General features: G+C 66.2%; 28 protein-coding genes and 1 tRNA gene. 17 read left to right on the top strand and 12 right to left on the bottom strand.

Going from position 1 to position 25,500, the window contains the following annotated elements; all coding sequences use genetic code 11:
- Window positions 1–146: 146 nt before the first annotated feature.
- The 9 genes from G8760_RS06155 to G8760_RS06115 all read left to right on the top strand — a co-directional run bounded on the left by G8760_RS06155 (window position 147) and on the right by G8760_RS06115 (window position 6,533).
- The gene (locus G8760_RS06155; protein ID WP_166348433.1) at window positions 147–1,409 is read left to right on the top strand and encodes a glutamate-5-semialdehyde dehydrogenase; all 1,263 of its coding nucleotides are present in this window, start codon (window positions 147–149) and stop codon (window positions 1,407–1,409) included.
- A 94-nt stretch (window positions 1,410–1,503) separates the two neighbouring features.
- The gene (locus tag G8760_RS06150; RefSeq protein WP_166348430.1) at window positions 1,504–1,647 is read left to right on the top strand and encodes a hypothetical protein; all 144 of its coding nucleotides are present in this window, start codon (window positions 1,504–1,506) and stop codon (window positions 1,645–1,647) included.
- 91 nt (window positions 1,648–1,738) lie between these two features.
- Window positions 1,739–2,335 (top strand): nicotinate-nucleotide adenylyltransferase, encoded by a 597-nt coding sequence (gene nadD / locus G8760_RS06145; RefSeq protein ID WP_246222453.1) that lies wholly within the window; start codon window positions 1,739–1,741, stop codon window positions 2,333–2,335.
- Between the two features lie 49 nt (window positions 2,336–2,384).
- On the top strand, window positions 2,385–2,777 hold the full coding sequence (gene rsfS, locus G8760_RS06140) for a ribosome silencing factor (protein ID WP_166348427.1): 393 nt from the start codon (window positions 2,385–2,387) through the stop codon (window positions 2,775–2,777).
- Entirely contained in the window at window positions 2,774–3,409 is a 636-nt protein-coding gene (locus tag G8760_RS06135; RefSeq protein ID WP_166348425.1) for a histidine phosphatase family protein, read from the top strand. The genes rsfS and G8760_RS06135 overlap by 4 nt, the downstream gene beginning before the upstream one ends.
- A gap of 88 nt (window positions 3,410–3,497) precedes the next feature.
- Window positions 3,498–3,570: transfer RNA gene (locus G8760_RS06130), tRNA-Ala, on the top strand.
- 421 nt (window positions 3,571–3,991) lie between these two features.
- Window positions 3,992–5,287, top strand: a complete 1,296-nt coding sequence (locus G8760_RS06125) for a DUF4143 domain-containing protein (RefSeq protein WP_166348423.1) — start codon at window positions 3,992–3,994, stop codon at window positions 5,285–5,287.
- A 177-nt stretch (window positions 5,288–5,464) separates the two neighbouring features.
- Entirely contained in the window at window positions 5,465–5,941 is a 477-nt protein-coding gene (locus tag G8760_RS06120; protein ID WP_166348421.1) for a peroxiredoxin family protein, read from the top strand.
- A gap of 10 nt (window positions 5,942–5,951) precedes the next feature.
- Complete coding sequence (locus G8760_RS06115) at window positions 5,952–6,533, top strand: RNA polymerase sigma factor (RefSeq protein WP_166348419.1); 582 nt, start codon at window positions 5,952–5,954, stop codon at window positions 6,531–6,533.
- 163 nt (window positions 6,534–6,696) lie between these two features.
- On the opposite strand, the gene G8760_RS06110 is transcribed toward G8760_RS06115, so the two are convergent.
- The 3 genes from G8760_RS06110 to G8760_RS06100 all read right to left on the bottom strand — a co-directional run bounded on the left by G8760_RS06110 (window position 6,697) and on the right by G8760_RS06100 (window position 10,458).
- Window positions 6,697–9,033 carry an MMPL family transporter gene (locus G8760_RS06110; RefSeq protein WP_166348417.1) on the bottom strand — a complete coding sequence of 779 codons (2,337 nt, stop codon included), beginning with the start codon at window positions 9,031–9,033 and terminating at the stop codon, window positions 6,697–6,699.
- A gap of 112 nt (window positions 9,034–9,145) precedes the next feature.
- On the bottom strand, window positions 9,146–9,928 hold the full coding sequence (locus G8760_RS06105; protein WP_166348415.1) for a helix-turn-helix transcriptional regulator: 783 nt from the start codon (window positions 9,926–9,928) through the stop codon (window positions 9,146–9,148).
- 59 nt (window positions 9,929–9,987) lie between these two features.
- Complete coding sequence (locus tag G8760_RS06100) at window positions 9,988–10,458, bottom strand: MarR family winged helix-turn-helix transcriptional regulator (RefSeq protein WP_166348413.1); 471 nt, start codon at window positions 10,456–10,458, stop codon at window positions 9,988–9,990.
- Between the two features lie 561 nt (window positions 10,459–11,019).
- Between G8760_RS06100 and G8760_RS06095 the strand changes: the two genes are divergently transcribed.
- Window positions 11,020–11,664, top strand: coding sequence for a rhodanese-like domain-containing protein (locus G8760_RS06095; RefSeq protein ID WP_207782076.1), 645 nt, complete (start codon window positions 11,020–11,022; stop codon window positions 11,662–11,664).
- 136 nt (window positions 11,665–11,800) lie between these two features.
- Here the strand turns inward: G8760_RS06095 and G8760_RS06090 are convergent, their stop codons facing one another.
- Window positions 11,801–12,430 carry a GntR family transcriptional regulator gene (locus tag G8760_RS06090; protein ID WP_166348411.1) on the bottom strand — a complete coding sequence of 210 codons (630 nt, stop codon included), beginning with the start codon at window positions 12,428–12,430 and terminating at the stop codon, window positions 11,801–11,803.
- A 107-nt stretch (window positions 12,431–12,537) separates the two neighbouring features.
- On the opposite strand from G8760_RS06090, the gene G8760_RS06085 reads away from it, so the two are divergent.
- Window positions 12,538–13,551 (top strand): acetamidase/formamidase family protein, encoded by a 1,014-nt coding sequence (locus tag G8760_RS06085; RefSeq protein WP_166348409.1) that lies wholly within the window; start codon window positions 12,538–12,540, stop codon window positions 13,549–13,551.
- Between the two features lie 32 nt (window positions 13,552–13,583).
- Window positions 13,584–14,342 (top strand): SDR family NAD(P)-dependent oxidoreductase, encoded by a 759-nt coding sequence (locus G8760_RS06080; protein WP_166348407.1) that lies wholly within the window; start codon window positions 13,584–13,586, stop codon window positions 14,340–14,342.
- A gap of 140 nt (window positions 14,343–14,482) precedes the next feature.
- On the opposite strand, the gene G8760_RS06075 is transcribed toward G8760_RS06080, so the two are convergent.
- The 4 genes from G8760_RS06075 to G8760_RS06060 form a co-directional block, all read right to left on the bottom strand.
- Window positions 14,483–15,286: an SDR family oxidoreductase gene (locus tag G8760_RS06075; protein WP_166348405.1), complete on the bottom strand. Its 804-nt coding sequence runs from the start codon at window positions 15,284–15,286 to the stop codon at window positions 14,483–14,485.
- Window positions 15,287–15,353: 67 nt separating this feature from the next.
- On the bottom strand, window positions 15,354–15,581 hold the full coding sequence (locus tag G8760_RS30110; protein WP_211198946.1) for an ATP-binding protein: 228 nt from the start codon (window positions 15,579–15,581) through the stop codon (window positions 15,354–15,356).
- 61 nt (window positions 15,582–15,642) lie between these two features.
- Window positions 15,643–16,698 carry a dipeptidase gene (locus G8760_RS06065; protein ID WP_166348403.1) on the bottom strand — a complete coding sequence of 352 codons (1,056 nt, stop codon included), beginning with the start codon at window positions 16,696–16,698 and terminating at the stop codon, window positions 15,643–15,645.
- Between the two features lie 129 nt (window positions 16,699–16,827).
- On the bottom strand, window positions 16,828–17,424 hold the full coding sequence (locus tag G8760_RS06060) for a helix-turn-helix domain-containing protein (RefSeq protein WP_166348401.1): 597 nt from the start codon (window positions 17,422–17,424) through the stop codon (window positions 16,828–16,830).
- Between the two features lie 109 nt (window positions 17,425–17,533).
- Between G8760_RS06060 and G8760_RS06055 the strand changes: the two genes are divergently transcribed.
- Window positions 17,534–18,496: an NAD(P)/FAD-dependent oxidoreductase gene (locus G8760_RS06055; RefSeq protein ID WP_207782075.1), complete on the top strand. Its 963-nt coding sequence runs from the start codon at window positions 17,534–17,536 to the stop codon at window positions 18,494–18,496.
- Complete coding sequence (locus G8760_RS06050) at window positions 18,493–19,677, top strand: MFS transporter (RefSeq protein WP_166348398.1); 1,185 nt, start codon at window positions 18,493–18,495, stop codon at window positions 19,675–19,677. Before G8760_RS06055 ends, G8760_RS06050 begins: the two co-directional genes overlap by 4 nt.
- Before the next feature lie 28 nt (window positions 19,678–19,705).
- Here G8760_RS06050 and G8760_RS06045 read toward each other — a convergent pair whose 3' ends face one another.
- The gene (locus tag G8760_RS06045; protein ID WP_166348397.1) at window positions 19,706–20,263 is read right to left on the bottom strand and encodes a TetR/AcrR family transcriptional regulator; all 558 of its coding nucleotides are present in this window, start codon (window positions 20,261–20,263) and stop codon (window positions 19,706–19,708) included.
- A gap of 46 nt (window positions 20,264–20,309) precedes the next feature.
- Window positions 20,310–21,344 carry an FAD-dependent monooxygenase gene (locus tag G8760_RS06040; protein WP_166348396.1) on the bottom strand — a complete coding sequence of 345 codons (1,035 nt, stop codon included), beginning with the start codon at window positions 21,342–21,344 and terminating at the stop codon, window positions 20,310–20,312.
- Window positions 21,345–21,514: 170 nt separating this feature from the next.
- Between G8760_RS06040 and G8760_RS06035 the strand changes: the two genes are divergently transcribed.
- Window positions 21,515–22,084, top strand: a complete 570-nt coding sequence (locus G8760_RS06035) for a sigma-70 family RNA polymerase sigma factor (RefSeq protein WP_166348395.1) — start codon at window positions 21,515–21,517, stop codon at window positions 22,082–22,084.
- On the top strand, window positions 22,081–23,325 hold the full coding sequence (locus G8760_RS06030; protein ID WP_166348394.1) for a hypothetical protein: 1,245 nt from the start codon (window positions 22,081–22,083) through the stop codon (window positions 23,323–23,325). The genes G8760_RS06035 and G8760_RS06030 overlap by 4 nt, the downstream gene beginning before the upstream one ends.
- A gap of 76 nt (window positions 23,326–23,401) precedes the next feature.
- Here G8760_RS06030 and G8760_RS06025 read toward each other — a convergent pair whose 3' ends face one another.
- Window positions 23,402–23,857: a cupin domain-containing protein gene (locus G8760_RS06025; protein WP_166348393.1), complete on the bottom strand. Its 456-nt coding sequence runs from the start codon at window positions 23,855–23,857 to the stop codon at window positions 23,402–23,404.
- Between the two features lie 255 nt (window positions 23,858–24,112).
- Between G8760_RS06025 and G8760_RS06020 the strand changes: the two genes are divergently transcribed.
- On the top strand, window positions 24,113–24,322 hold the full coding sequence (locus tag G8760_RS06020) for an NUDIX hydrolase (protein ID WP_166348392.1): 210 nt from the start codon (window positions 24,113–24,115) through the stop codon (window positions 24,320–24,322).
- A gap of 236 nt (window positions 24,323–24,558) precedes the next feature.
- On the opposite strand, the gene G8760_RS06015 is transcribed toward G8760_RS06020, so the two are convergent.
- Complete coding sequence (locus tag G8760_RS06015; protein WP_166348391.1) at window positions 24,559–25,194, bottom strand: TetR/AcrR family transcriptional regulator; 636 nt, start codon at window positions 25,192–25,194, stop codon at window positions 24,559–24,561.
- Between the last annotated feature and the right edge of the window lie 306 nt (window positions 25,195–25,500).

The following is a 25,500-nucleotide window of genomic DNA, read 5'->3' as shown; positions in this document are numbered from 1 at the left end:
CCTCACATCATCCATTCCAATTATTCCAACTGGAATATACCAGCCGGGCGCCAGCGGATTCGGCTTCGGCCGCGCCGTCTCTGCCGCTCGGGCACCGGGTGCGGGCCCGCTGGGGCCGGGGTGCGAGTGCTCGTAGACTTCGACGTATGACCGACGAACTCGCCGCCCCCGTGTTCGACGCGGCCCGACGCGCCCGCGCGGCCGCTGCCGACTTGGCGGTCCTCACCCGCGCGCAGAAAGACTCCGCACTCGAGGCTATGGCCGAGGCGTTGCTGTCCCATGCGGAACGGATCGTTGCCGCCAACGCCGACGACGTCGCCCGCGCCAAGGAGAACGGCACCAGCGTCGCCATCATCGACCGCCTGCGCCTCGATCAAGGCCGGGTCGAAGCCATGGCCGACGGGTTGCGCCAGGTCGCCGCCCTGGGTGACCCCGTAGGTGAGATCGAGCGCGGTTACACCTTGCCGAACGGGTTGCGGGTCAGCCAGCGCCGGGTGCCGATGGGTGTGGTCGGCATCATCTATGAAGCCCGCCCCAACGTCACCGCCGACGCCGCCGGGTTGGCGTTGAAGAGCGGTAACGCCGTCCTGCTGCGCGGCTCGTCCAGTGCCGCATCGTCCAACGCCGCCATCGTCGAGGTCCTGCGGGGCGGGGCGGCGGTCTCCGACGTCCCGGTCGACGCCGTACAACTCGTGCCCGGTGACGGTTACGAGCCGGCCAAACACCTGATGCGGGCGCGCGGCCTGGTCGACGTGCTGATCCCGCGCGGGGGCGCCGGGCTGATCCGCAGCGTCGTGGAGGAGTCGACGGTGCCGGTCATCGAGACTGGCGTGGGCAACTGCCATGTCTACGTCGACGCGGCGGCCGATCTGGACAACGCCCTCGACATCGTCCTCAACGCCAAGACGCAGCGGCCCAGCGTATGCAACGCTGCCGAAACACTGCTGGTTCACACGGACGTCGCCGACACCTTCCTGCCCCGGGTCCTCGCCGCGCTCCGGGAGGCCAGTGTCACCGTCCACGGCGACCACCGGGTCCGATCCCACGACGCGACGGTAGCCGCGGCAACGGATGACGACTGGGCCGCGGAGTACCTGTCGCTCGATCTCGCCGTCGGGGTCGTCGACTCGCTCGACGACGCCGTCGCCCATATTCGACGGTGGGGTAGCGGGCATACCGAGGCGATCGTCACCAACGACCTCACCGCGGCGCACCGCTTCACCACCACAACCGACTCCGCGGCGGTGATGGTGAACGCTTCCACTCGGTTCACCGACGGGGAGCAGTTCGGCTTCGGCGCCGAGATCGGCATCTCCACGCAGAAGCTGCATGCGCGGGGGCCGATGGGGCTACGTGAACTGACCACCACCACCTACGTCGTCACCGGCGACGGCCACACCCGCGGATGACGTGGCCAGGGCTGACGAGACACCCGGCGCGGGTGGGGCGTGGGTCCGGCCCCGTGTGCTGGCGCCTTCGACCAGGTGAGATAGGGTGACGGCCATGGAGAAGGTTGTACTGCTAGCAGACGAGGCGTCGAGCGACGGCGGATTCCCGGCCGAGGGTTGGGGTATTGGCGCGTTCATCATTCTGATTGCCCTGTTGGCTATCACACTCGCCTTCGGCAAAGGCCGCCCACACTCCTGACCCGCGGAGAACCCCGTCCGATGAACCCACCGCGCGTGTGCCGGCGTCTGGCCGAGCCGCAGCACGATACCGCTAGCCAGGGTCGGTGCCGGTGAGTTCGCCGCGACGGCTCGGCATCATGGGTGGCACGTTCGATCCGATCCACCATGGCCACCTCGTGGCCGCCAGCGAGGTCCAACACGGGTTCGGCTTGGACGAGGTGGTCTTCGTGCCCACCGGTCAGCCCTGGCAGAAGGAAGACCGGCAGGTTACCGCCGGGGAAGACCGATATCTGATGACGGTGATCGCTACCGCGTCGAACCCTCGGTTCTCCGTGAGCCGGGCGGACATCGATCGCGGCGGCAGGACCTACACCGTGGACACGCTGCGCGATCTACGCGACGAGTACGGCGCGGAATGCGAGCTGTACTTCATCACCGGCGCCGACGCCTTGGAGCAGATCCTCACCTGGCGCAACGCCGACGAACTATTCGACCTGGCGCATTTCGTGGGTTGTACTCGCCCGGGTCACATACTGTCCGACGCTGGCTTGCCCGAAGGCAAGGTGACGCTGGTGGAGGTGCCTGCGCTGGCCATCTCCTCTAGCGAGTGTCGGCAACGCGTGGCCGAGGGGGAACCCATCTGGTATCTGGTGCCCGATGGCATCGTCCAGTACATCAACAAGCGCCGACTGTACCGAGAAGACTAGGATTCACCCAGGCCCCCTTTCCGCCGAGGCCAACCCGAAAGGTTCAGATTTGCCCGCTACCGATCGCGCTCGACACCTCGCTATCGCGGCCGCCGAAGCGGCGGCCGACAAGCTGGCCGACGACATCGTCGCCTTCGACGTCTCCGACCAATTGGTCATCACCGACGTGTTCGTCGTCTGTTCGGCCGCCAACGACCGCCAGGTCCGGGCCATCGTGGACGCCATCGAGGAGCGGCTGCGCCAGTTCGACGCCAAACCCGTCCGCCGCGAGGGCGAACGGGAAGGCCGTTGGGTCCTCATCGACTACATCGACATCGTCGTCCACGTGCAGCATGCGGAGGAGCGTGTGTATTACGCGCTGGAGCGGCTGTGGAAAGACTGTCCGACGCTTCCTCTCCCCGAGAGTGTCAAGATCGGTCGTGGCGGCGGAGCCGGAGAGTGAGCCGGCGCGTCGTCCTGTGGCGGCACGGTCGGACCGAATGGAACGCCGCCGGCCGGTTCCAGGGGCAGACCGACGTCGACCTGGACGAAACCGGTCGCCAGCAAGCTCGGGAGGCGGCTGCCCGGCTCGCGTCGCTACAGCCGCAGCTGCTCGTCACGTCTGATCTCAAACGCACTCGAGACACCACGGCTATGCTGGCCGCGCTCGTCGGCACGGACGTCGAACTCGACGTCCGGCTGCGTGAGACGTATGCGGGCGAGTGGCAGGGATGCACCGCGGCGGAGATCGCCGAGCACTGGCCGGACGAATACCGGGCCTGGCGATCCGGTGACCCACACCTGCGCGTGGGGGGCGGCGAGACCCGGCAAGAGGTAGCCGACCGCATGGTGGCGGCCGTCACCGACGTCGCGGCCCGGCTGCCCGAGGACGGACTGGCCGTGCTCACCTCGCACGGTGGTGCTGCCCGCCTGGGGATCGCCGCGCTGATCGGCATGCCGTTGAAGCTGTTCACCAACATCGGCGGGTTGTCGAACTGCTCCTGGTCGATGCTGCGTGAAGGTGAAGACGGCTGGATTCTGGTGGAGCACAACGCCGGGACACTACCGACGCCGGTCGGCATCGAGGAAGGCTGAACCAGCTGGTCAACGGCCTGATCGCATTGGTCGGAGGCCGATTATGAGATCCGGGCCGGTGTCGGTTAAGCTAGCTGAGCGTTTGCACGGGGCTGTGGCGCAGTTGGTAGCGCGCCTCCATGGCATGGAGGAGGCCAGGGGTTCGAATCCCCTCAGCTCCACAATTGAGGACGTACTAGAACACCTGACATCGGTTGATTCCGGTTCAGGTGTGAGGGCGGCGAACGGCTCGGCGAGTCGGATCGTCGCCCTTCGTCTTCGCTGATCTCTCGATGCCGTTGGTGAGTGCTTGGTTGCCAGCCGTCCCCGATTAGGGGCCATCTCCATCTGCGTGACGGTCTGGCCGAACGTGGCCGCCCACGCGTCGAACGACCCGATCCCGGTCCGTTCCAGCAGGTCGGGGTGTAGGTATCGCTGCATGACGAACGCCTCGGTCACCGAGTTGGATGTTAGATTCGGTCGCCAGGTTCTGGGGTGATCTGCGGAGAGCGTCACATTCTAACAGTTTGGGTGCTCACATTTGGGTAATTAGGTCGCTCACTTCTGGGTGTTAGAGAGGCTCACGTCTGGTAGTTTCAGGATATGGCGCCAGCTCGGGGGCTTGTTAAGCGGAGGGTTAGTGCCGCGCTCGTGGATCGGGTGGCCGATGAGCCCGTCATCGCCTTGCATGGGCCGCGATCGGTGGGCAAGTCTACTGTTCTGCGAGCCTTCGCTGACTCGCATGGGGTTGAGGTCATCGATCTGGACGACATCGAGACCAGAGAGGCGGCAATCGGCAATCCGGCCTGGTTTGTCACTGGCCAGACCCCTTTGTGCGTGGATGAGTATCAGCGTGCGACGGATGTGCTGGACGCGATAAAGACGCGTCTGAACCGAGAGGGAAGCCGTCCCGGAGTCGCGGTCATCACCGGCTCGACGCGCCAGGACGCATTGCCGCAGACCGCGCAGGCACTGACCGGCCGACTTCACACGATGACGATCTGGCCGCTGTCGCAAGGTGAACTGGCCGGTGACGAGGAGAACCTGTTGCAGGGATTGCGGGACTTCCCGGAAGCAGCTGTCGCGCAGCACCCGGCCTCCGGCACGACGCGGGTGGACTATGTGTCAAGAGCATGTGCGGGCGGACTTCCACTTGCGGTACATCGTTCGGAGACTACGCGCGCGAGGTGGTTCGATGACTACCTGCGTCAATCGGTCGAGCGTGATGCTGCTGAGCTCGTCCGGCTCAGGCAGCGACAGTCGTTGACAGATCTGCTCAGGTATAGCGCGGCTCAGACCGGCCAATTGCTTAACATCACGAAAGCGGCCGACTCGGTCGGTGTTGAACGCAAGACAGCGGAGGCGCATCTGCGACTGCTGGAAGACCTGTTTCTCGTCGTGCGGCTTCCGTCGTGGGGAAAGACGCTGCGGTCCCGGGTGAGCGCTCGGCCGAAAATCCACGTAGTCGACTCCGGACTCGCTGCTCGTTTGCTTCGGCTCGCGCCGGCAAAGCTCTCCGCCCCCACCCCTTCCGCGTTGGCGGACTTCGGTAATCTGCTGGAGACCTTCGTCGTCGGTGAGATCCGTAAGCAGGTCTCCTGGCTCGATGAGCCGGTCACTGTTGGCCACTGGCGTACTAGCGATGGAGCCGAGGTTGACGTCGTTGTCGAGTTCGACGACGGCGTGGTAGTCGCGTTCGAGGTCAAGGCGAACGAACGGGCTACGGGAGCCGACTTCACCGGCCTAAAACAACTTCGTGACGCGCTCGGCCCACGCTTCGGTGCCGGTGTGGTGTTCACCACCGGCCGCCGGTCTTTCACGTATGAAGACCGTCTCCACGTCATGCCAATCGATCGCCTGTGGCAACCGATCGACATTCGTAGTGCACCCACGCTATAGACGGCGCCAGCGCATCCACCTGAGCAAGTTCACGGACCGGAGGTCGAAGTGACATGTGTGCTCTCGACGTCGCCGCGGACCCCATCTTGGTCGCAGACGAATCCTTTTCCCGGGTGTGCGTCTCTTCTCTTCAGGCGACTCACTGATCTCGGGTGTCGCTAGTCGAAAGGAGAAAATATGATCAAGGTAGGCCGATTTGCGCCTGATCTGCAGCTGACCGACACCAGCGGTGCGGCTATCCGCCTGCACGACTTCCGCGGCAAGAGTCACGTGCTCATCTACTTCATGCGCCACACCGGATGCCCGATGTGTAACCGGCACGTCAAACGCCTCGCGGTGAATGCCGCCGACTACGCTGCCCATGGGACCACCATCGTCGTGGCCGTGCCCGACGATCCCGACACGGCGACTCGATGGGCCGCCCGGACGCAGCTGCCATTCGCCGTGGCGATGGCTACCGAGGGTACGCCCCACGCGGCGATTGGGCTAGCGCGCAAGGTCTTCGGCTCGATGCAGGAATCGGGCACTGTCCTCGTCGACCGCACAGGCGTGGTCCGCTACCGCAACATCGCGACGCTCCCGTCCGGTGGCTACTCCCACCGGGCCGTGATGGACGCGATCACAGTGGTCGCGGGCGAGCTGGAAGACAAATAGCGTGCCGGTCGTGAGGTCGGACGAGGCGGGTTGGCCCGTCGGTGACATCGTGGTGGCGGCGCAGGAGGGTGACGTCGCCGCGATCCGCGCCTTGCTGACCGCCTCGCATCCGCACGTACATCGGTTCGCCCGCACCGTCTGCCTCAGCGAGCAGGATGCTGAGGACGCCACCCAGGAAGCACTGATCATCCTTTATCGCAAGATCGGGACCTTACGTGCTTCGGCGGCGCTGGCATCATGGATATTCCAGATCGTTCGCAACGAGTGCCTGCGCCTCATCGTCACAGCTCGGCGTCGCAGGCAGGAGCCGATCGATTCGGTACAGGACACGCCGCACGACGCCACGCTCGAGGATGAGGTGATCCAACGGCTGGAAGTCGAGCGGGTCGCATCCGCGATCGCCGAACTGCCGGATGATCAACGCCGGGTGCTTATCATGCGAGACGTCTACGGCCATTCCGGCAAGCATGTCGCCAACAGCCTCGGACTCAGCGTGGCGGCGATGAAGTCACGCCTATACCGGGCCCGGGCCGCCGTGCGCGACAGGCTGGACATCCCGGACAAAGGCCGTCAGCCGCCATCGGAGTCGTGACCACGGGGGCACTCTCAGTGTCTCCTGGCGGCAGTGTGCCTCTGTTCTCGGCTTGGTGCGGTGAGTCCTCGCTCGATTGGCCCAGATGCCGGTGTCCAACGAGCGTTCAGCGCACCAGCAACCCCGCTGAAATCCGATGAGCCCAATGTGGTGCTGGGAGTGGTCAGCTCGGGGCGCCAGGCCGGACAGCGTGGGTGTGCGATGGCGCCTCTGTGAGGCCGACCTTGTTGTGGAATGCGCGTAGCCAGTGGGGTAGCCACCAGTTGGCGCGGCCGCACAGGCGCATGAGCGCTGGCATCAACGCTCCGCGGACGAGTGTGGCGTCGACGATCACTGCGATGGCCAATCCCACGCCGAGGAGCTTGATAGGTGTGAGACCGGAGGTGGCGAAGGCGAACAGCACGATGGCCACGATCATCGCGGCCGCGGTGACCAGTCGACCGACCCGTTCCAGGCCCCAGGCGACCGCTGCGATGTTGTCGCCGGCTCGTTCATAGTGTTCTTTGATCCGGGACAGCATAAACACCTGGTAGTCCATTGATACGCCGAACGCGACGCAGAACATCAGGATGGGCATCCGGATGTTGATGTTGTCCGTGAGGGTGAAGTCGCCGACGAGCCATTGGAGGTTGCCGTCCTGGAAGATGAACACGATCGCGCCGAAGGTGGCCGTGAGGCTCAACATATTCATGAAGATCGCCAGGAGCGGGATGAGCAGACTGCCGGTAAACAGGAACAACAGGATGAACGTGGCGATCGCGATGAACAGCAGGACCCATGGCAGCATCTCGCCGATGTCACCCCTGGCGTCGACCAGTTGCGCTGCCTGCCCACCAACCAGCGTGTCCGGCGACGGTGACGGCAGATCACGCACCTGGGCGACCAACTCCCCACCTTCCGGGGAGTAGGCCATCGGCTCGGAGATGATCGACACCCAGGTTCCAACCGGAGCGGCGAAGCGTCGCGAGCTCACGTCGGGGGGCGCCGCCTGCTGACCGTCGACATAGGAGCCAGTGGAGGCGTCGACCCGAGTCACACCGTTCAACTCGGACAGCGTGGCGGCGTAGTCGCCGACGGCCGCCTGATCCGAGGCGGGAACGCCGGGGAGGACAACGGTGATGGGGGAGTCCTCTTGGCTTACGTAGTGGTCTCGGATGTACTGCGCGGCGACGTGCGCCGGTGCGTCCGGTGGGAGGACCCGGTCGTCGCTCTCGCCGAACTTCACACCGAGGAATGGTGTGCCGGCTACGAGCAGGACCGCGGTGACCACCAGGAAGAACGGCCACGGGCGCTTCATCACGATCAGCGACCACCGATGCCAGAAGCCGGACTGTATGAGGCCGCGCGGAGCGGCCCCTAAACCGTCCGCCGCCTGCGGTTCCCGCCTGCCTGTCCGGCGGAACAGGCGTTGCAGGCTCAGGGAGTTGATGCGATGTCCGAGGACGGACAGTAGCGCGGGTAGTGCGATCACGGCCCCGAAAGTCGCCAGCGCAACTACCGCGATTCCCGCGTAGGCGAACGATCGGAGGAAGTCCAGAGGGAACAGGAGCAACGCGGACATCGAGATGGCGACGGTCACCGCGGAGAAGACAATCGTGCGGCCCGCGGTGCGAACAGTTGTGCCCACCGCTTCGCGAACCTCTGCCCCGGAAGCGAGTTCTTCGCGGAACCGGGTCACGATGAACAAGCTGTAGTCGATGGCCAGACCGAGCCCCAGCGCGATGGTGATGTTCACCGCGAACACCGACACCGGGACCATCTCGTTGAATACCCTGAGCAGTACCAGCGAGCCGACGACGGCGAGGCCGCCCACCGCCAGGGGAGCGAGCGCGGCGATGACCCCACGAAACACGAGCAGCAGGACCAGTAACGCCAGCGGGGCGGCGATCAGCTCGGCCCGGATGAGGTCCTTGTCGCTCTGCTTGTTTACCTCGGAGCGCACCTGAGCCACTCCCGTGGCCTCGACGGTGAACTCGCCGTCATTCCCAACGTACTTCGGCACGATCCGGTCGGTGGTCTTGCTGACGTCGTTCTCGCTGCCGGCGAGGCTCACGAGGATCAAGGCTGAACGGTCGTCCTCGCCGCGTAGCGGTTGCGCTTGGTTCAGGGTCCAGAACGACTGGGCTTGAACCACGCCGTCCTCGGCGGCTAGGTCTCGGGTGAGGTCGGTGCCGAAGGCCACCGCGGCTGGCTCGCTCACCGTGCCTGGTGTCTTGACCAGGAAGACCACATCCGGCGTTCCGCCTTGGAACTCCTCGTCGAGGATGTCGTCGGCTCGTGTCGACTCGGCATTGGCAGCGGTGAGTCCACCTTCGGACAACCGCTCGGTGACGTCGGAGCCGTACGGCAACGCCAGGCCGATCGCGATCGCCACACCGATCAGTACGAACACGCGTTTGCCGAAGATGCCCAAGCCGAGGCGTTCCAGCAGCGAGCGTCTGCGTGTCTCGGCCGGGTGGTGCGCCGCGACCGGTGTCCGCTTCGCGTCCTCGACTCCCATCGGTTGTTCTCCTCGTCAGTGGCGTGCATCTACCTCCGGGTGGCAGGCCGACGAGAGCCAGTGTGGAGCGCGAGGATCTTTGTTCACTTGTACGAAGGGGCTGACCTGTTGCTCAGTCCGGGACCAACGGGGTCACGGCCTTCACCAGTGTGGAGGGTGGCAGGCCGAAGGTCCGGTGAGTGACCTTGGTGAGGTGTGAAGAGTCGGCGAACCCTGCCGCGTGTGCGGCCTCGGTCAAGGACGCGCCGCCCAGCACCTCGTCGGCGGCGCGTTGCAGCCGCAACCAGAGCACGTAACGCCGGAAGGGCAGACCGACCTGGCCGGCGAACAGATGCCGCAGCCGACTCGCAGACAGACCGACCTCGGCGCCGACGTCGGCTAGCCGCACCGGTCCGTCGAGCATATCCGGCAGGGATCGAAGCGCGCGGCCCACAGCGGGATGTACCGTGTCGCCGCGTAAGTGGGTGTCGGCGACGCCCAGCACGCCCAATATGTTCACCGCAAGCGACTCCGGCGTTCTGGCCCACGCCTTGTCCTGCCCGGGGCGGATGTTGGTCAACCCGTTGGCTGCGCTGGTCCAGGTGTCGATAGATCCTGGGTCGCTACACCATCGGCCCGATACCGTGCGCCCCGCAGTGCCTTCCGGTTCGAGGTACAGCATCACGGCCTCGGCAGCGCCCTTAACGATCGTGTGCGGGGCATTCGCAGGGATAACAGCGGCGGTACACCGGCGTTGGTATCCCCCGCTGTCTTGCAGCACCATCGGGGTGTCCGAGAGCACGACTTGGATGGCGTGGTGGGCATGTTCGTTGGCCGGCCCGACCGCGCCGAGGTAGAGATGCCAGCCAGGTTGGATGACGCCGAAACGGCCGTCCCACCCACCGCTAGCAGCCATTCTCCTGCCCCTTTCCCAGCCGAGGGAACCCAACTTCAGTGTGACAGCCGCGGGTGGAGCTACCTCGCTAGCCTTGGGCTTCCGTCGACAGGTGGGGGCCGGGAGTCAGGGCGCAGCCGGTCCGCGACCTGGGCGAGGGTGGCGAGGAATGACGTGAGTTGTGGGCCGCTAATGCCATCGAGGAGTTCGGAGGCTCGTGACCGGTAGGCGGCGAGCAAATTGTCGACGGTGCGCCGGCCGGTGGGGGTGAGCGCTACCAGGACTGCGCGGCGGTCGCTGGGGTGGCGCTGGCGCTCGACCAGCCCGAGCGCGTCAAGGGCATCGACGAGTCCGGTGACGTTGCGGGGTGTGCACTGGAGGCTGTCGGCGAGCTGGCGTTGGGTGGTGGGTCCGTGGTGGTGGATGCGCCACAGCACCTCGGCTCGCGGGCGGCTTAGCCCTTGCTGTTCCAGTCCCCGGTCTAACAGGTCGGTTAGGAGCGTGGCGAACTCGAACAGCCTCTCTAGGGTTCCGTCATGGTTGGTCGTCATCTGGGGTTCCTATTTGAGGCAGCGGCTTAATCGTGCATAGGCTTCACTATATACGTGGTTCACTTATGCGGAAGGCTAAAGGACTCGTCATGACTCCACGAACCCCTGACGCCGCACACCAGGGTGGCCCACGGCATCGGTTGTTCTCGCGGTGCTACGGATGGGTGTGCCCTGCGATGGAGCGGTCGGGGATGGCCGGGCGGCGCCGCCAACTCTTGGTCGGCCTGAGCGGCGTGGTGACCGATCCGGCCGCGGTCGTGGCCGAGCTGCACCGGGTGGTCCGTCCGGGAGGGGAGCTTCGTTTCATCGAGCACGTCCGAGCGCCGTCGAGCCGCATGCGTCGCGTCCAGCGCATGCTTGACGTCACTGTGTGGCCACGGCTGGCGGGCGGTTGCCACACCCATCGAGACACCCTCGCCACCATCGAGGGCGGCGGGTTCGACCTCGATCACGTCGACCGATTCCACTTCCCCGAGGGCCCACAGGTATTGCCCACCTCACCCCACGTGGCTGGTATCGCGGTCCGGAGCATGTGGTCCACCCGGTCGGAGGCGGACAGGGATGAACCACGAACCTACGGGAATCGCAGTAGCTGGACTGGTCGAGCGCTACGGTCGGGTCACGGCCGTCGACGATCTGAGCTTCACCGCCGGGCCAGGAGAGGTGACCGGGTTCCTCGGACCGAACGGCGCCGGCAGACGACGACTCTGCGCATCCTGCTCGCGCTGGTTACCGCCGACGCTGGCACCGCCACCTTCGATGGTCAGACCTACCGGGACGTGTCTCGACCGGCCGATATCGTCGGTGCGGCGCTTGACGTCTCGGCTTTTCCACCCCGCCCGTACGGGCCGGAACCACCTGCGCGTGCTGTGCACCGTCAACGACGAAGAGCTCACGCACGATGAACTCCTCGCGCGGGCGTCGAACGGCGACGTGGTTGTCCTCGATGTCCGGCCACGAGAGGAATACAACTTCGCCCACATCCCTGGTGCCGTCTCCATCCCCGTGGACGAGCTTGCTCAACGGCTGCAGGATCTACCCGACGGTCAGGAGATCGTGGCGTACTGCCGTGGTGCCTATTGTGTCCTCGCTTATGACGCCGTTGAGTTGCTCCGTGCTCAAGGGCGACGGGCTCGGCGCCTCCAAGACGGCATGCTCGAATGGCGCCTCGCGGGGCGGCCGATCCAGCACCGTGGCGCCGCGTGACCGGTGCGGCGCCGATCACCGTGATGGGGAGGTCGCGCGACCTCTTGCTGGCTTTATCGTGCGGATAGGGCCCGAGTATCCAGTGTCATCCGCACGATAAGGCCAGCAAGTTGGGCATTGCCGCGCCGGCCACGGTTCAGCGTTGCCGTAGCACTTCCAGGAGTGCGGCCCGGCCAGCGTGTTCGATGTCGGCGGTCAGCGCGCGCAGCGCCGCCTCGCCGCCGGTGCGGAGCCCGTCGGCGAGGTCTCGGTGCAAGGCGATCAGCTGATCGCGGGAGATCAGCGGCGCGACGGCGGTCAGCATCAGCCGAAGCTCGTCGGCGCAAGCCCGGTGTGCCCGGAGCAGCCGTGGGTTCCCGGCCGCCGCGACAATCTCGTCGTGGATCCGGCTGTGCACCTCCATCAGCCGCCCCCAGTTCGCGTCCGGCGGCTCCGCCGCCAGCGCGTCGACGGCCTGTACGACGGGGGTGAGGTCGACGCCACGCGTCAAGGCAACCCGCAAGCTGCCGAGCTCGATGACGAGCCGGTAGGTGAACATCTCGTCGACCCAGTCGCTGGTTAGTTCGCGGACCCGTGCACCGCGATTGCGCTCATGGACGATCAGTCCGGCCGCGGCGAGCTGCTGCAGTGCGCTGCGGACGGTGTGCCGCCCCACGCCGAACCGCTCGCACAACTGCTCCTCGTGCAGGCGCGAGCCGTGGGGGATCACACCGTCGAGCAGTTCGGTCCGCAGCTTGGCGGCCACGCTGTCCGGGGCACTGGTCATGGCGCGACTCCGTTCCCTCCCGCCAAGAGATTGTGACACAATCTGTGACGGTGGCCGGGCTAAGTGAGCCGCCGTCCGGACCAGGCGCAGCTGCGAGGAGACGCACCGTGGATACCGTGGAATTCAGCCCGCGACCGGACCAGTACGCGTTCACCTTCGGTGGTGTCGAACCGGTGCTGCGGATCGATCCGGGTACCGCGCTCAAGCTGTGGTGTCAGGACGCGTACTGCGGCCGGATCACCTCCACCGACGACCACGCGTCGTCGAGCCTGGTGGCGACCGAGCTGAATCCCCAGACCGGTCCGTTTCACGTCAACGGCGCCGAGCCCGGGGACACGCTGGCCATCCACATCGTCGACCTCACACCGGCCCGCACCTGGGGTGCTTCCGCCGTCATCCCCTACTTCGGCGGCCTCACCAGTACGCCCCAGGCGCCCACCCTGCAGGCGGCCCTTGAGGAACGGACCTGGGTGTATGAGTACGACCCACTGGCGAAGACGGTGCGCTACGCCGCCCGGGGCAGCGACTTCCACCTGGACCTCCCCGCCAACCCGATGCTCGGCACGGTTGGGGTCGCGCCCGCCCAACGAGAGGTCCGCACGTCCCTGGTGCCGGAGATGTTCGGCGGCAACATGGACACACCGGAGATGCGGGCCGGCACCACCTGTTTCCTGCGGGTGAACGTCGAAGGTGCGCTGTTCTCGTTGGGAGACGGGCACTACCGGCAGGGTGAGGGCGAGTCCTGCGGCACCGCGGTCGAGGGGGCGATGAACGTCACCGTCATCGTCGATCTAATCAAGGACGACGGCCCGGCGTGGCCCCGATTGGAGAGTGACGAGGCGTTGTGCGTCGTCGGATCGGGGCGTCCCCTCGAGGACGCCTGGCGGGCCAGCCAGGTCGACATGGTCGGATGGCTGCAAGAGCTGTACGGGCTGGACGCGCTGGACGCCTACCAGTTGCTGAGCCAGATCGGGCAGGTGCCGATCGCCAACGTCGTAGACACCAACTTCAGCGCGGTCACCAAGGTCGATAAAGCGCTGTTGCCGCCGGCCGCCGCCTACGAGGGGATGCACCGCCGGCTCCGGGACGCGGCCGGATCGCTCGGCTCGATCAACTACTGAACCGTTCGCCCCAGCGTCGTTACGGAGACATCATGGATCTCAACCTGTCAGGCCGCCGCGCACTGGTCACTGGAGGTACTCGCGGGATCGGCCGGGCCATCGTCGCCGGGCTGCTCGCCGAAGGCGCCAAGGTCGCGTTCTGTGCCCGCACCGCCGATGCGGTCGCCCGTACCACCGACGAACTGTCCAGCCAGGGGGCGGTGATTGGAACGGCCGTCGACGTCGGCAACGCACCCGCGATCGCTGCCTGGGTCGAGGAATCGGCGGCGGCACTAGGCGGCGTGGACATCGTGGTCGCCAATGTCAGCGCGCTGGCGATCCCGGACGTTCCGGAGAACTGGCAGACCTCGTTCGAGGTCGACCTCATGGGGACGGTGCGGCTCGTCGACGCGGCATTGCCGCACCTGCGGCAGGGCAATGGGCCCGCGATCGTAACGATCTCCAGCGTGTCGGGACGCGAGATCGACTTTGCCTCGGGTCCGTACGGAACCATGAAGGCCGCGATTGTGCACTACACCCAAGGGCTGGCGCACAACCTGGCGGCCGAAGGGATCCGGGCCAACACCGTCAGTCCGGGCAACACGTACTTCGACGGTGGGGTGTGGCAGTCGATCGAGCAGGGTAATCCCGACCTCTTCGGTACGGCGATGGGGCTGAACCCGACGGGCCGGATGGCGGCGCCGGAGGAGATCGCCAACGGGGTGGTCTTCCTGGCGTCGGACCGGGCCAGTTTCGTCACCGGCACCAACCTGGTGATCGACGGTGCGCTCACCCGGGGCGTTCAGCTTTAGGAGGCGGCCCGAACGGGGGCCGGTTGGTGCACGTGCCTTGGCGCCCCTCAACACGCCACCCCTCTGCTTCCTTGATCATGTGCGAGTTTTTCCCTGCATAGGGGGTGTAGCCCGCACATGATCAAGTGCTGCCCCGTGCGCTACATCGTGGGGCTGGGCTGGTATTTGGCCTTCAGGTAGTCGCTCCATGTGCGGGAGCCCCGCGGTTCGGACCTGGTCGTGAGATGTCCGGCTCTGAAGGCCTTCCCGAGCTTGCCCGGAATGCGGACCGGCATGTTCGGCCGCCGTTTTCCCGTCGACGTCAGCCATTGCTGCGCCGCTGTGCGCAGGTCCAGCACCTCGGGACCGGCGAATTCGACCGAGTTGTCGTTCGGCCCATCGCGGAGTGCGGTAAGCAGCCGCTGAGCGACGTCGCCGGTATCGACGGGTTGTGCGACGACGCGACGGTCACTGACCATCACCCCGATCCGGGCGAGCGTACTGAACGCCTGATCGACGAACTCGTAGAACTGTCCCAGGCGCGCGATGGTGAAGGGCACGGGACTTTCGCGGACGATGTTCTCCGCAGCCACCTTGGTCCGGAAGTAGCCCCACGGGATCTGGTCGCAGCCGATGATCGAGGTATAGATGATGTGCTGAATACCAGCGGTGCGTGCCTCGTGCAAGAGGCGCCGGGTGCCGTCGATCTCCACATCCTTGGTGTAGCCACGACGATAGGGCGCCGACGCCAGATGGATGATGTTTTTTGCGCCGTCGATAGCCTCACGTATCCCAGCACCGGTAGTGATGTCACCAGTGACCCAGGTGACATTCTCGCTTGACGGCTGCGCCCGACGGGAAAGCGCCCGGACGGGAACATCGGCGGCGACGAGGCGTGCTACGACGGCCCGGCCGAGCATGCCAGTTGCCCCGGTGACGAGTACAGGTTCGAGTGTCTCGTTCATAGCACACCAGTGTGCTCCGGCACGCAACCGTAGCGCGCGTGGCGAGGTCTGCCCGGCGCTCCTGCGGTTACGCAGCCGGAAGCGTGACGTCGAATCGGGCGCCTCCCAATGGGCTGTCGGACACCGTGACGGATCCGTTGTGGCGTCGGACGACCTGGTCGACGACCGCCAGCCCTAGGCCGACGCCGCCACTCTTTCGGCTGCGCGACTGCTCGAGCCTGGTGAACCGCTGAAACACCCGTTCACGATCAACGAGCGGGATGCCGGGTCCGTCGTCGTCGACGGTAATGACCACGGTTCCGTCGTGAGCCGTGCCTGGCTCCCATATGACGCATCGCCGGACGAGGCCGGCCGGCTCACGATGCCGGCCGCCCGAGCTCCGCGCGCAGCAGGCGTCGCACGTTGTCACCAAGCACCGCCCGGATATCGTTCTCGGCCCAGCCGCGTCGTACCAACGCCTCGGTGACCAGCGGCATCCCCCGTGGGCCGGTCAGCCCAGGGATGTAGCGGACTTGGTCGATCACCGGATCGGTCGCGGCGATGTCGTCGCAGCCAGGCATCGTTGTGTCGGCGATAACTTCCTCGACGAAGTCTGGTCCCAGCCCGACGTGCTCGATGCCGGCGACGGCGACGATGTGTTCGATGTGATCGATCAGGCGGTCAACGGTGTGCTCCTGTGCGTCGAGGAACGGCGCGAAGAAGTTCACGCATATCACCCCGCCGGTGGCAGCCGTGCCCTTGAGCTGGTCGTCGGTCAGGTTGCGATGATGATCACGCAACGCGCGAGCGGACGAATGGGTGGCGATCACCGGCCGGGTGGCCAGCTCGAGTACGTGCTCCACCCCGGTAGCCCCGAGGTGACTGACGTCGAAGAGCATGCCCAGCTGTTCCATGAGAGCCAAAGCCTCGACCCCGGCGCGGGTGAGGCGGCTGCCGGTGGCATCTTCGGCGCTGCCGTCTGCCAAGGGGGTACGGCCGAAATGAGCGAGTGACGCTACGCGGACACCGAGCCGGAACAACGTCTCCAGCAGTTCGACATCCTCATCGATACCGGGTGCACTCTCCAACGCGAGGACGAGTGCGATCCGTCCGGTTGCGAGGGCCGCGTCGATGTCCTCGCCGTTCAGGCAAAGCGAGACTGTCTCGGAGTTGGCCTCGGCGATTCGATGAGCACACTCGATCATCCTCATGGTGTGCCGGAGCGCACCTTCCGGACGGTAGTAGTCATCGATGAACACCGGTAACACCTGCAGGTTCACCCCGCCGTCCACCAGCTGCGGCAACCACTGGTCGGCGAAGAACGTACCCCAGCTCGATACCGGGCGGATCACAACAGCGCTGAGTAGGTCGTTGTGGGTATCGGCCACCACCGCGCTGCGGTGTATCTCGTGCGGATCGATCGGCGTACCCATCTCATGCTCCTTCGCTCAATCGGGCGGACGGGCCCGATCATAGGGAGATGGCTGAGGGCATTCTTTGGTCTTCCCCGACAAATCACTGCCGCCATGCTGTCCAGGAGACCAGGGAGTCCGGTAGGGGCCTCAGGTGCGCGCAGGCCGTGTGGGTGGGCGGGCGCGGATGTGGGCTCGTTCCCCGTTTCCGCCGAAGATGCTGAGGATTTCGACGGGGCCGGTGCCGGTAGAGCCGAACCAGTGCGGGTGCTGGGTGTCGAACTCGGCGACCTCGCCGGGGCCGAGGGTGAGGTCGTAGTCGCCCAGGATCAGCCGCAAGCTTCCTGACAGGACATACATCCACTCGTAACCTTTGTGGGTCCGGGGATGCGGCTCGTTCTCGGTGGCGGGAATCATGATTTTGTACGCCTTGGGTTCGTCCTGGCCGCGGGAGAGCGCGACGATGATGCGGCCATCGGTGCGCTGCGGTCGTTGCGGCATCCGCGGATCCACGATGCGCGGTGCCTGCACGATGTCGTCGAGAGGTACGGCGAGAGCGGCCGCGATCGGCAGGAGCAGTTCGAGGCTCGGCTTGCGGCGGCCCGCCTCCAGGCGCGACAGCGTGCTCTTCGAGATGCCGGTCAGCTGGTGCAGGTCGGCGAGGGACACGTTTTTGTTCTCCCGGATCCGGCGGAGCCGGACGCCGATCTGACTGAGAGTCGAGGAAATCGCCGGGTGCTCGGCCATGCTGTCCACTTCATCATGCGGTTCCAGTTTTGGCAACGAAACTTCCCGGTTTTGGCTTCTGGATGCCAGGGTCCGTTGGTGTCGGGTTCCCGTTTCGGAGGAGGCAATGATGGACAGCAGGTACGACGTGGCGGTGGTTGGTGCGGGCGCCGCGGGGGTGACGGCCGGGATCGTGCTCTCCCGCGCGCGGTTCGACGTCGTTGTGGTGGACGCGGGTCAGCCGCGGAACGCGCCGGCCGCCCACATGCATGGCTTCCCGGCCCAGGACGGCACCAGTCCGAGTGCGTTCCTTGCCACCGCCAAGGCAGAGCTTGAGCATTACGGCGGCCTCATCACATCCACCCAGGTGGTTGACGCCGCCCATGAGGCGGAGTCAGGACGTTTCCGGTTGGATCTCGAATCAGGCGACGTAGTGCGCGCCCGGGCAGTGTTGATCGCAACGGGCCTCACCGACGAGCTGCCCGCGATCGAGGGCGTCCAGGAGCTGTGGGGCTCGTCGGTACACCACTGCCCGCACTGTCATGGCTACGAGGTCCGGGACCAGGAGATCGTCGTGGTCGGCGGGGCGGTACCGGCGATGTCTCTGCATCAGGCGGCGCTGCTACGCCGGTACAGCGGACGGGTCACGCTGATCGAGAACGGGATGCCGCTTTCCGTGGATGATCGCGCCCGGATGGCCGCGATCGGGGTGCGAGTCATCGACGGCCGCGTCGCTCGCCTGCGGATCAAGGAGGACCGGCTAGCCGGGGTTGAGCTGGGCGACGGCGGCTTCCACGCCTGCGAGGCGGTGTTCCTCGCCCCGAAACCTCGCCCGAATGACCACCTCCTGCGGGCATTGGGCTGCGCAACCGACCCCGAGTCGGGGTGGACCACAACGGGCCCCGGTGGGGCGACGAGTGTTCCCGGGGTCTGGGCAGCAGGGAACGCCACCAACCCGCGGGCGCAGGTTGTCACCGCCGCGGGCGAAGCTTCGGCCGCCGCGATCGGCATCACTTCCTGGCTCGTGGAAGCGGACATCGAGGCCGCGCTCGCGGTCCAGACGGCGGATACCGGCGTGGGGGCGGAGGGATGAGCGCCACTACACACGCGGAAGCGCCACCTCGGGTTCGCGGGGCGCTCCCTCTGGGGGTCTACCTGCTGGCGTTCAGTCTGTTCGCGATGGGCAGCGCGGAGTTCTTACTCGCCGGCGTACTGCCCACCGTCGCGAGTGACATCGGAGTGAGTCTGGCGACCGCCGGCGGGCTGATCACGGCCTTCGCCGTTGGTGTTGTCATCGGTGGTCCACCGTTCGCGATCATCAGTCTGCGATGGCCGCGACGTACGGCGCTGGCGGTGACACAGGTTGTGTTCGCCGTGAGTATCGCCCTAGGTGTGGTCGCCGCGACGTATCCCGCGTTGTTCGTCACCCGGTTCCTCGCGGGGCTGGCGTACGCGGGGTTCTTCGCCGTCGCCGCCGCTACCGCCGTCAGCCTGGCCGGCCCGGCCCGGGCCGCCCGCGCCTCCGGCGTTGTGGTCAGCGGATTAGGCCTGGCCATGGTTCTCGGTGGGCCGGCAGGGACGTTCCTCGGCTACAGCATCGGGTGGCAGGCCGGCTTCGGTCTTGTGGTTGTCCTCACCGTGGTTGGTGCGGTCGCGGTGGCGTTGGTGATGCCCCGGACGAACACCGCCGAACAGATCCCTAGTGTTGCCGCTGAGCTGACGCCGCTGCGACGGCCACGGCTATGGCTCATTTTCGCTGCTACGGTACTCAGCACCGGCGCCTACATGATCACTTACAACTACCTCGCCGAGATCCTCACCAGCGTCACCGGAGTACCGGATCTGTGGGTAGCGGTCATCCTTGTTGTCTTCGGGGTCGGGGCCTGGATCGGGCTCGCCATCGGCGGCCGGATCTCGGACCGGATACCCCACTTCGCGCTGATCACCGGTTCGGCCGGGATCGGTGTCTGCTCGCTGCTGCTCGCGATCTCCGCGGGGTCGGTGCTCGCCGTGGTCCCGCTGGTCCTCCTCCTCGGCATTTCCGGGTTCGTGCTGAACCCCGCCATCTACGGGCGCGCCTTCGCGATCGCCTCTGACGCACGCACGCTTTCCGGCGCCGTTGTGGTCTCCGCCTTCCAACTCGGCATCAGCCTCACCCCGGTGATGGCCTCGCTGGCCCTCAACCACTCCGCTTCCATCACCACGGTGAGTTTGATCGGTGCCGCGCTGGCCGCGTTGACCATCCCCATCGTGCTCATCGAGCGCTCACGGTGAACCGTGGCTGGCAGGCCCCAGTTCCCGCCTAGTCTCCGCACGAGCGGACGATCGCCTCGAGGTCGTCGTAGATGCCGGGGGCGTCGTCGAAGGTGAGTCTGTGAAAGATGGCGCCTTCGATGTAGGTGAGGATCCGGCGGGTGGCAGCGAAGGGGCGGGGAAAACCCAACTCTTCGAGAGTGAGTGCCGCCCAGGTCTCGATGCGGGCGCGTCCGTGGGCGAGTGCGTCGTGCACGTGGGCGTCATGGAAACCTTCGACGAAGAAGGCGAACCGGGCGGCGGTGAGCATCCGCTGTGGGCCGGCGGCGTGGTCGACGAAGACGGCGAGCGCCTGCACCAGATCCTCGACCGACCGTGGCCGGTTTCCTTCGGCGAAAGCACCCCGCTCGGCTTCCACGAGGTAGTCCACGGTGGCGTGGATGAGGGCCGCGCGGGTGCGGAAATGGTTGGACGTCGAGCCCTTCGGCAGGCCGGCGACGGAGTCCACGCGACCGTGGGTAAGCGCTCGGATCCCTTGGCTGCCGGCGATCTGCAAGGCCGCGTCCAGCGCCCGGCCGCGGTTGCTGACGGCGCTCTCGTTCGTCATCGATGCCCCCTCGCGTCATCGGTTGACCATGACACTAAGGCAGGCCCTAGGCCAGGCGCGCAAGGGCGTTCATCGTGCGGTGTCGCGACGTTGTGAAACGTCGTGCGGTGGACAGCCGGTTGAGGAAGCGGGAGATGCGGACGGTTCTCCGCCCGGCCCGACGGCGAGCGCGATCGAAGGCACGCAGACCGTCGTCGACAGTTTCGGATGCGCGCAGCGCGTCGGCCAGGTGCACGGCATCGAGGAGTGCCTCGCAAGCGCCGCGGCCGGCATTGGGTGCCATGGCGTGTGCGGCATCGCCGATGACCACGGTGTGTCCGCGGACCATGGAGCCGAACGGGGCGGCGTCGTACAGTGGTCGCTGATCGATCTGCTCCGGGTCTACCCGGGTCACGACCTCCGCGACGGCTTGGTGCCAGTGTCCGAACAGGTCGGTGAGCAGTTCGGCGGGGGTGAGAGTGCTGCCGCGCTCGGCCAGGAGGTCGTCGCGCACGCAGGCGAACCAGTTGATCGTCTGCTGATCCTGCGGCGTGATGCCGAACAGGCGGCCCTCGCCCCACGTCTCGGTCACGTCGTCGACCGTGCCGGGTACAACACCGCGGAACGCAACCGTGCCAAGTGGCCTGGGGGCGGTTCTTCGGCCGGCGACCACGTCCCGGATGCGGCTGTTGATCCCGTCTGCGCCCACAACCAGGTCGGCGTCGGGAAGAGATGTGGGGTCGTCCACGACGGCGTCCCAGCCGACGCTGTCTTCCAACGCGCCGCTGTACAGGATCTCGTGGAGCGTCGGCCGGGACACCAGGTAGGCCGGATCGGTGGACGTGACGCGGGCGAACGGGACGCCGTCCGGACGCAGGAAGGTCGCACCCTGTTGGAGCACTCCTCGCGCTCGCACCGCGTCGCCGACGCCGAGGCGGTCCAGGGCGGCCATCGCCTCGGGCCACATGCCGAGGGCGGTGCCGGTACGAGGCAGGCCGTCAGTCCGCTCGTAGATGGTGACCCGCCAGCCGTCGGCGCGTAGCGCCCGGCCCGCCATCAAACCGCCGATTCCGGCCCCAACGATGATCGCGTCGCCTTTCATGCGCCCACACTACTACGAATATAGTGTGAATCGACTATCTATGTAGTGCGTGTGGGATCCGGAGCCATGGCGCGTTGGCGGTGTCGCACACTGGGCAACGATTTCGGGTGGGTGGTCGTCTTGATCTATGACGGGACGCAACCAGCGGCCCGCAGGGCGCGAGGAGCACAGTGGCAGCCGAAGATGCACTCGTCGTCGTGGCAGGTGATCGCCACCGCGCGTTGGTCGGGTATGCCTATCTGCTGACCGGAGACCTGGCGGAGGCCGAGGATCTGGTCCAGGAGGCGATCGTGCGGACGTTCGCGCGATCACTACGTGGTTTAGAACTGCAGGACGCGGAGAGATACGTACGCCGTGCCGTCCTGCGGCTGTATCTCGACGGGCGCCGCCGGTGGGGCCGCTGGCTGGGCATCCGGCACCTGGTGGCGACGCGAAGCGATGATCGAGGGTCCCCAGCCGGCCCAGAACTGACCGACATCCAGATCGACGTGCGGCGTGCGCTGGCCGATCTACCCCGCAGGGAACGAGCGTGTGTGGTGCTGCGCTACTTCGACGACCTGACCGTGCCACAGATCGCCGACCGGTTGGACGTCAGCGCCGGCGCGGTGAAGCGGTACCTGAGTCAAGGCGTGCACCGGCTACAGGCGGTGCTTGGGCCGGCGGCCCCCGTCGACGACGCGGCCCAGGCGGCACCGGACCGTGTGACATCGGACAACGCGGACATGAAGGAGCGACGATGACCGACGATCTAAGCCAGCGACTCAACGAGATCGCAACCGCGGCGGGGAAGGCAGCCCACGACGGTGATGTCGCCGGCGTTCGAGCGCAGGTACGGCAGCGTCGCCGACGCCGCATGACCGGTGCGGCAGGTGTCAGTGTGGGGATCGTCGGGGCAAGTGTCGCGGTCGCTTTGGCGCTGGACGGTTCGTCCGACCCGTCGATCGCCAGCGAGTCGTGGGATGCCTGCGGGCAGGACGTGAAGGCCGCCGCCGGGGCCGTGTTCCCCGGTGCCACCGTCTACACCGACGACGGGCCAGTCGGTCTCCGGCTCGATCCGACGACGACGTCTGGGTCCGCGGAGGTCTATGTCGCCGCGGAGATGACGTACGCGGCGAGCGGTGTCGATCGTTACGCCGTCGTGAATGCAGCGGGAGCGCCGTTGTCGTTGTGGGTTGTCGACGGCGACGGACGAGTCGTCGGCACTGGCGAGCCGGTTGGTAGTTATCCGGACGATATGGCGGTCACTCCGCAGGACTCCACCTGGATGGACGTCGGGTTCGAGCTGCGCTCGTGCGGCGGCATCGACGGAACCGCGCGGGGGGAGCTGCTCCCGCCTGGAGAGTACGACGTCGTCGGAGGTGTCGGTGTCGCTCCGGCATCGTCCGGCCCCGTTGACGCGGCGGCCGCCGTTGTCCTCGCACCGGCCGTGTTCACCGTAGGTGAGGAGGTGGAGGATCCGTTGTTCAACGCCCAGTGCGGCGCCGAGTGGCCGGGCGACGTCGTGACCTCCACCGATGGGTACGAGCTGGGTCTTCGGCTCGACGGGCCGGCCGACCTCGGCGACGTAGCACCTCAGGACCCGACCGACGGTGACCCGCGGGGTGCGGTGTTCACGGTGACGGCGACGAACGTGTCCGACGCCGACCTGGACGGCTTGACCGGGCATCCGTGGATCGTTGTGGTCAGGGACGGCGTCGTCGTCGGCACCACCGGTGGGGTAGACGACATCGGGCTCGAGGCCACCATGGCGGCCGGTGCGTCGATCGACTACGAGGCGTGGGTGCCGCTGCACGATTGCACGACGGTCGGGGTCGGCGAGCACGCCAACACCGGTGGCGGCGACCCGTTGCCCGCGGGAACGTACGAGCTGTACGCGGTGATGGGGTTCTTCTTCACCACCCCCGCGGGTGGCGACGGGCCTGAGGGTGACCGCACCGACGTCACAGCGGTCGGCGGGCCTTGGACGGTCACCGTTCCCTGACTCTCGCTGGCGACGCCGTTGCTCCCCGTCATCACCGATGTGGTGGCGGGGAGCAACGGCGTCGCCTGGTGTAGCGCTAGCTGTCCGCCTTGCGTCCGGCGTATTCGGGTGCGATGGAGAGTGCGCTGAACGTGAAGGGGCGGGTGACCTTGATGAAGTCGAGTGGGCAGTGGCGTACGCCGGCCGGGATGTATACCGAACCCGACTGGGTGACGATGTGCTCCTCGCCATCGATGACCATTCTGAGCTCAGCGCCGAGATCACGTGGGTTGTCGGGATCACTGCCGGTCCAGATCAGAACCTCGTCGTAGTCGTGGATGTGCTCATCGACCCAATGGTGTTCTTGACTGGTCTCGGTGATCCACACGTACGTCGAGTGGATCTTGGCGTCGGGCTGGACGAGGCGCCCGATGAGCTCGAAACCGTGGCCGACGTTCGGCGGGTCCGGCCGACCAGCCCCCTCGCCCTCGTAGTCGAACACAACCTGCAAGTCGGGCAGCTCATTGAAGTAGTGGTCGTATCTTCCCGCCATGGTGTTCTCCTCCAGGTCGCCGGACCGGCATCGAGCTGTGTCCCACTGTCTTCGATATCCGCGGTTCTCGTAAGCCGGTTGGCGCGGCAGTTCACCTGGAGTCAACCCTTATGCGCTGGTCAAACAGGATCGGCATGGTCCGGCGAGCCGCGCCGGGTGTGTCCGCCGAGGGCGGGCGGATCGAGGTGGGGTGTGGCGGGCTAGCCTCCGAGCCACTAAGATACCAACTGGTCGGTTAAGGTCTTGGTGGTGAATATGACTGAGCGAGAAGCGGCGCCGATCACCAGTGCGGTGCGTGAACTGTACGAGGGGACGGGGCTCGACATCGCCGAACTCGTCGAGTTGCGCACTGGGCCGGTGTTGAACCTCGTGGATCGGGGCGGCGCCGCCTGGCAGGTGCACACGTTCCGGGCCGAGACTCTCGTGCATCGACTACGGCCCCCTCCGGTGATCATTGGCTTTTGACTACCGAATTCGGTAGTCAAAAGCCAATGATCACCGGAGGGGTTGGTAAATTAACCTGCGGGTCGCCTGCTCCGTAATGCCGGGACGCCATAGGTGGACGGCGCTGTCGACGTCCACGCCATCGCGTGTCGGCACCTGGTAGAAACATACCGAACGGTCTGCCGTTCTGCACGTCTTGGGTCGACGGCCGCAGCTTAGAGCCGACGTGACGGAGGGGAGTGCCGCTGGGGGCCTGTTCAGACCCGTAGGCCGTCGACGACGATCTTCCCGAACATGTCGCCGATCTCGCGCACCGAGAGTTCGCCACCGGAATCGAGCCAGGTGTGGCTCCAGGCGCACATGCCGATCACGCCAAAGGCCACGAGCCGCGCCGGGCCGAGTTCTTTGAAGATGCCGGTGTCGACGCCGCGCTGGATGATCTGCACAACGCAGTTCTCGAACTCGTCTCTTTTGACGCGGATCTCGTCGAATGCGGCGTCGGAGAGGAACCGTTGTTCTTGCAGGTAGACCGAGATCTCGGACTTGTAGATCCCTAGCGGCTCCATCAGGACCTCGGTGACCAACTGGGCGAGAAGTTCGTCGGCCGGAGCGTCTCGCTTCAGGACGGCATGGGCGCGTTCGAGTTGGTAGTCGATGAACTCGTCGTGCACGTCCCGGAGTAGGTCTTCCTTGCTCTCGAAGTAGTGGTAGAACGCACCCTTCGTTCGGCCCGCTTTGTCGACGATCTGCTGAACCGACGTGCCTTCGTATCCGTACTTCTCGAACAGCGTGACGGCGCTCTTGCGTAACGCGGCCCGGGTTGCGTCGGGATCGCGGCGCACCGGGCCACCGCGACTGCGCCTGCCCAGGCCCTTCTTTCGCTCGGTTGCCATCAATCTGCCTCTCTCGATGTTGCCGATCGGCATGCTCCGGACTCGTCGTCGACCGCGCCACTGTGCCCTGCACACCACAAGCTCGTCGGTCGGAAATCCTATCGTCGATTCCAAGGGACAGGAGGAGAGCGTCGCGTTCACGCCGGTGCGACGGTCTGCCAGGGAGGTGCTTCGTGAGAGTCGACATCTTGCACTCGTTCTCCAACGACGGGAATACCCGGCCCTGGAACGAGATCCTGCAACGGGCTCGCCGGCGGATAACTCTCGCCGACGAACTCGGGATCGATGGCTTCTGGTCGGCTCCCC

This window comes from Phytoactinopolyspora limicola, from assembly GCF_011320225.1.
Taxonomy (GTDB): domain Bacteria; phylum Actinomycetota; class Actinomycetes; order Jiangellales; family Jiangellaceae; genus Phytoactinopolyspora; species Phytoactinopolyspora limicola.
Note: the sequence above shows the minus strand (reverse complement) of the source record. Positions and strands in the feature narration are given on the sequence as shown.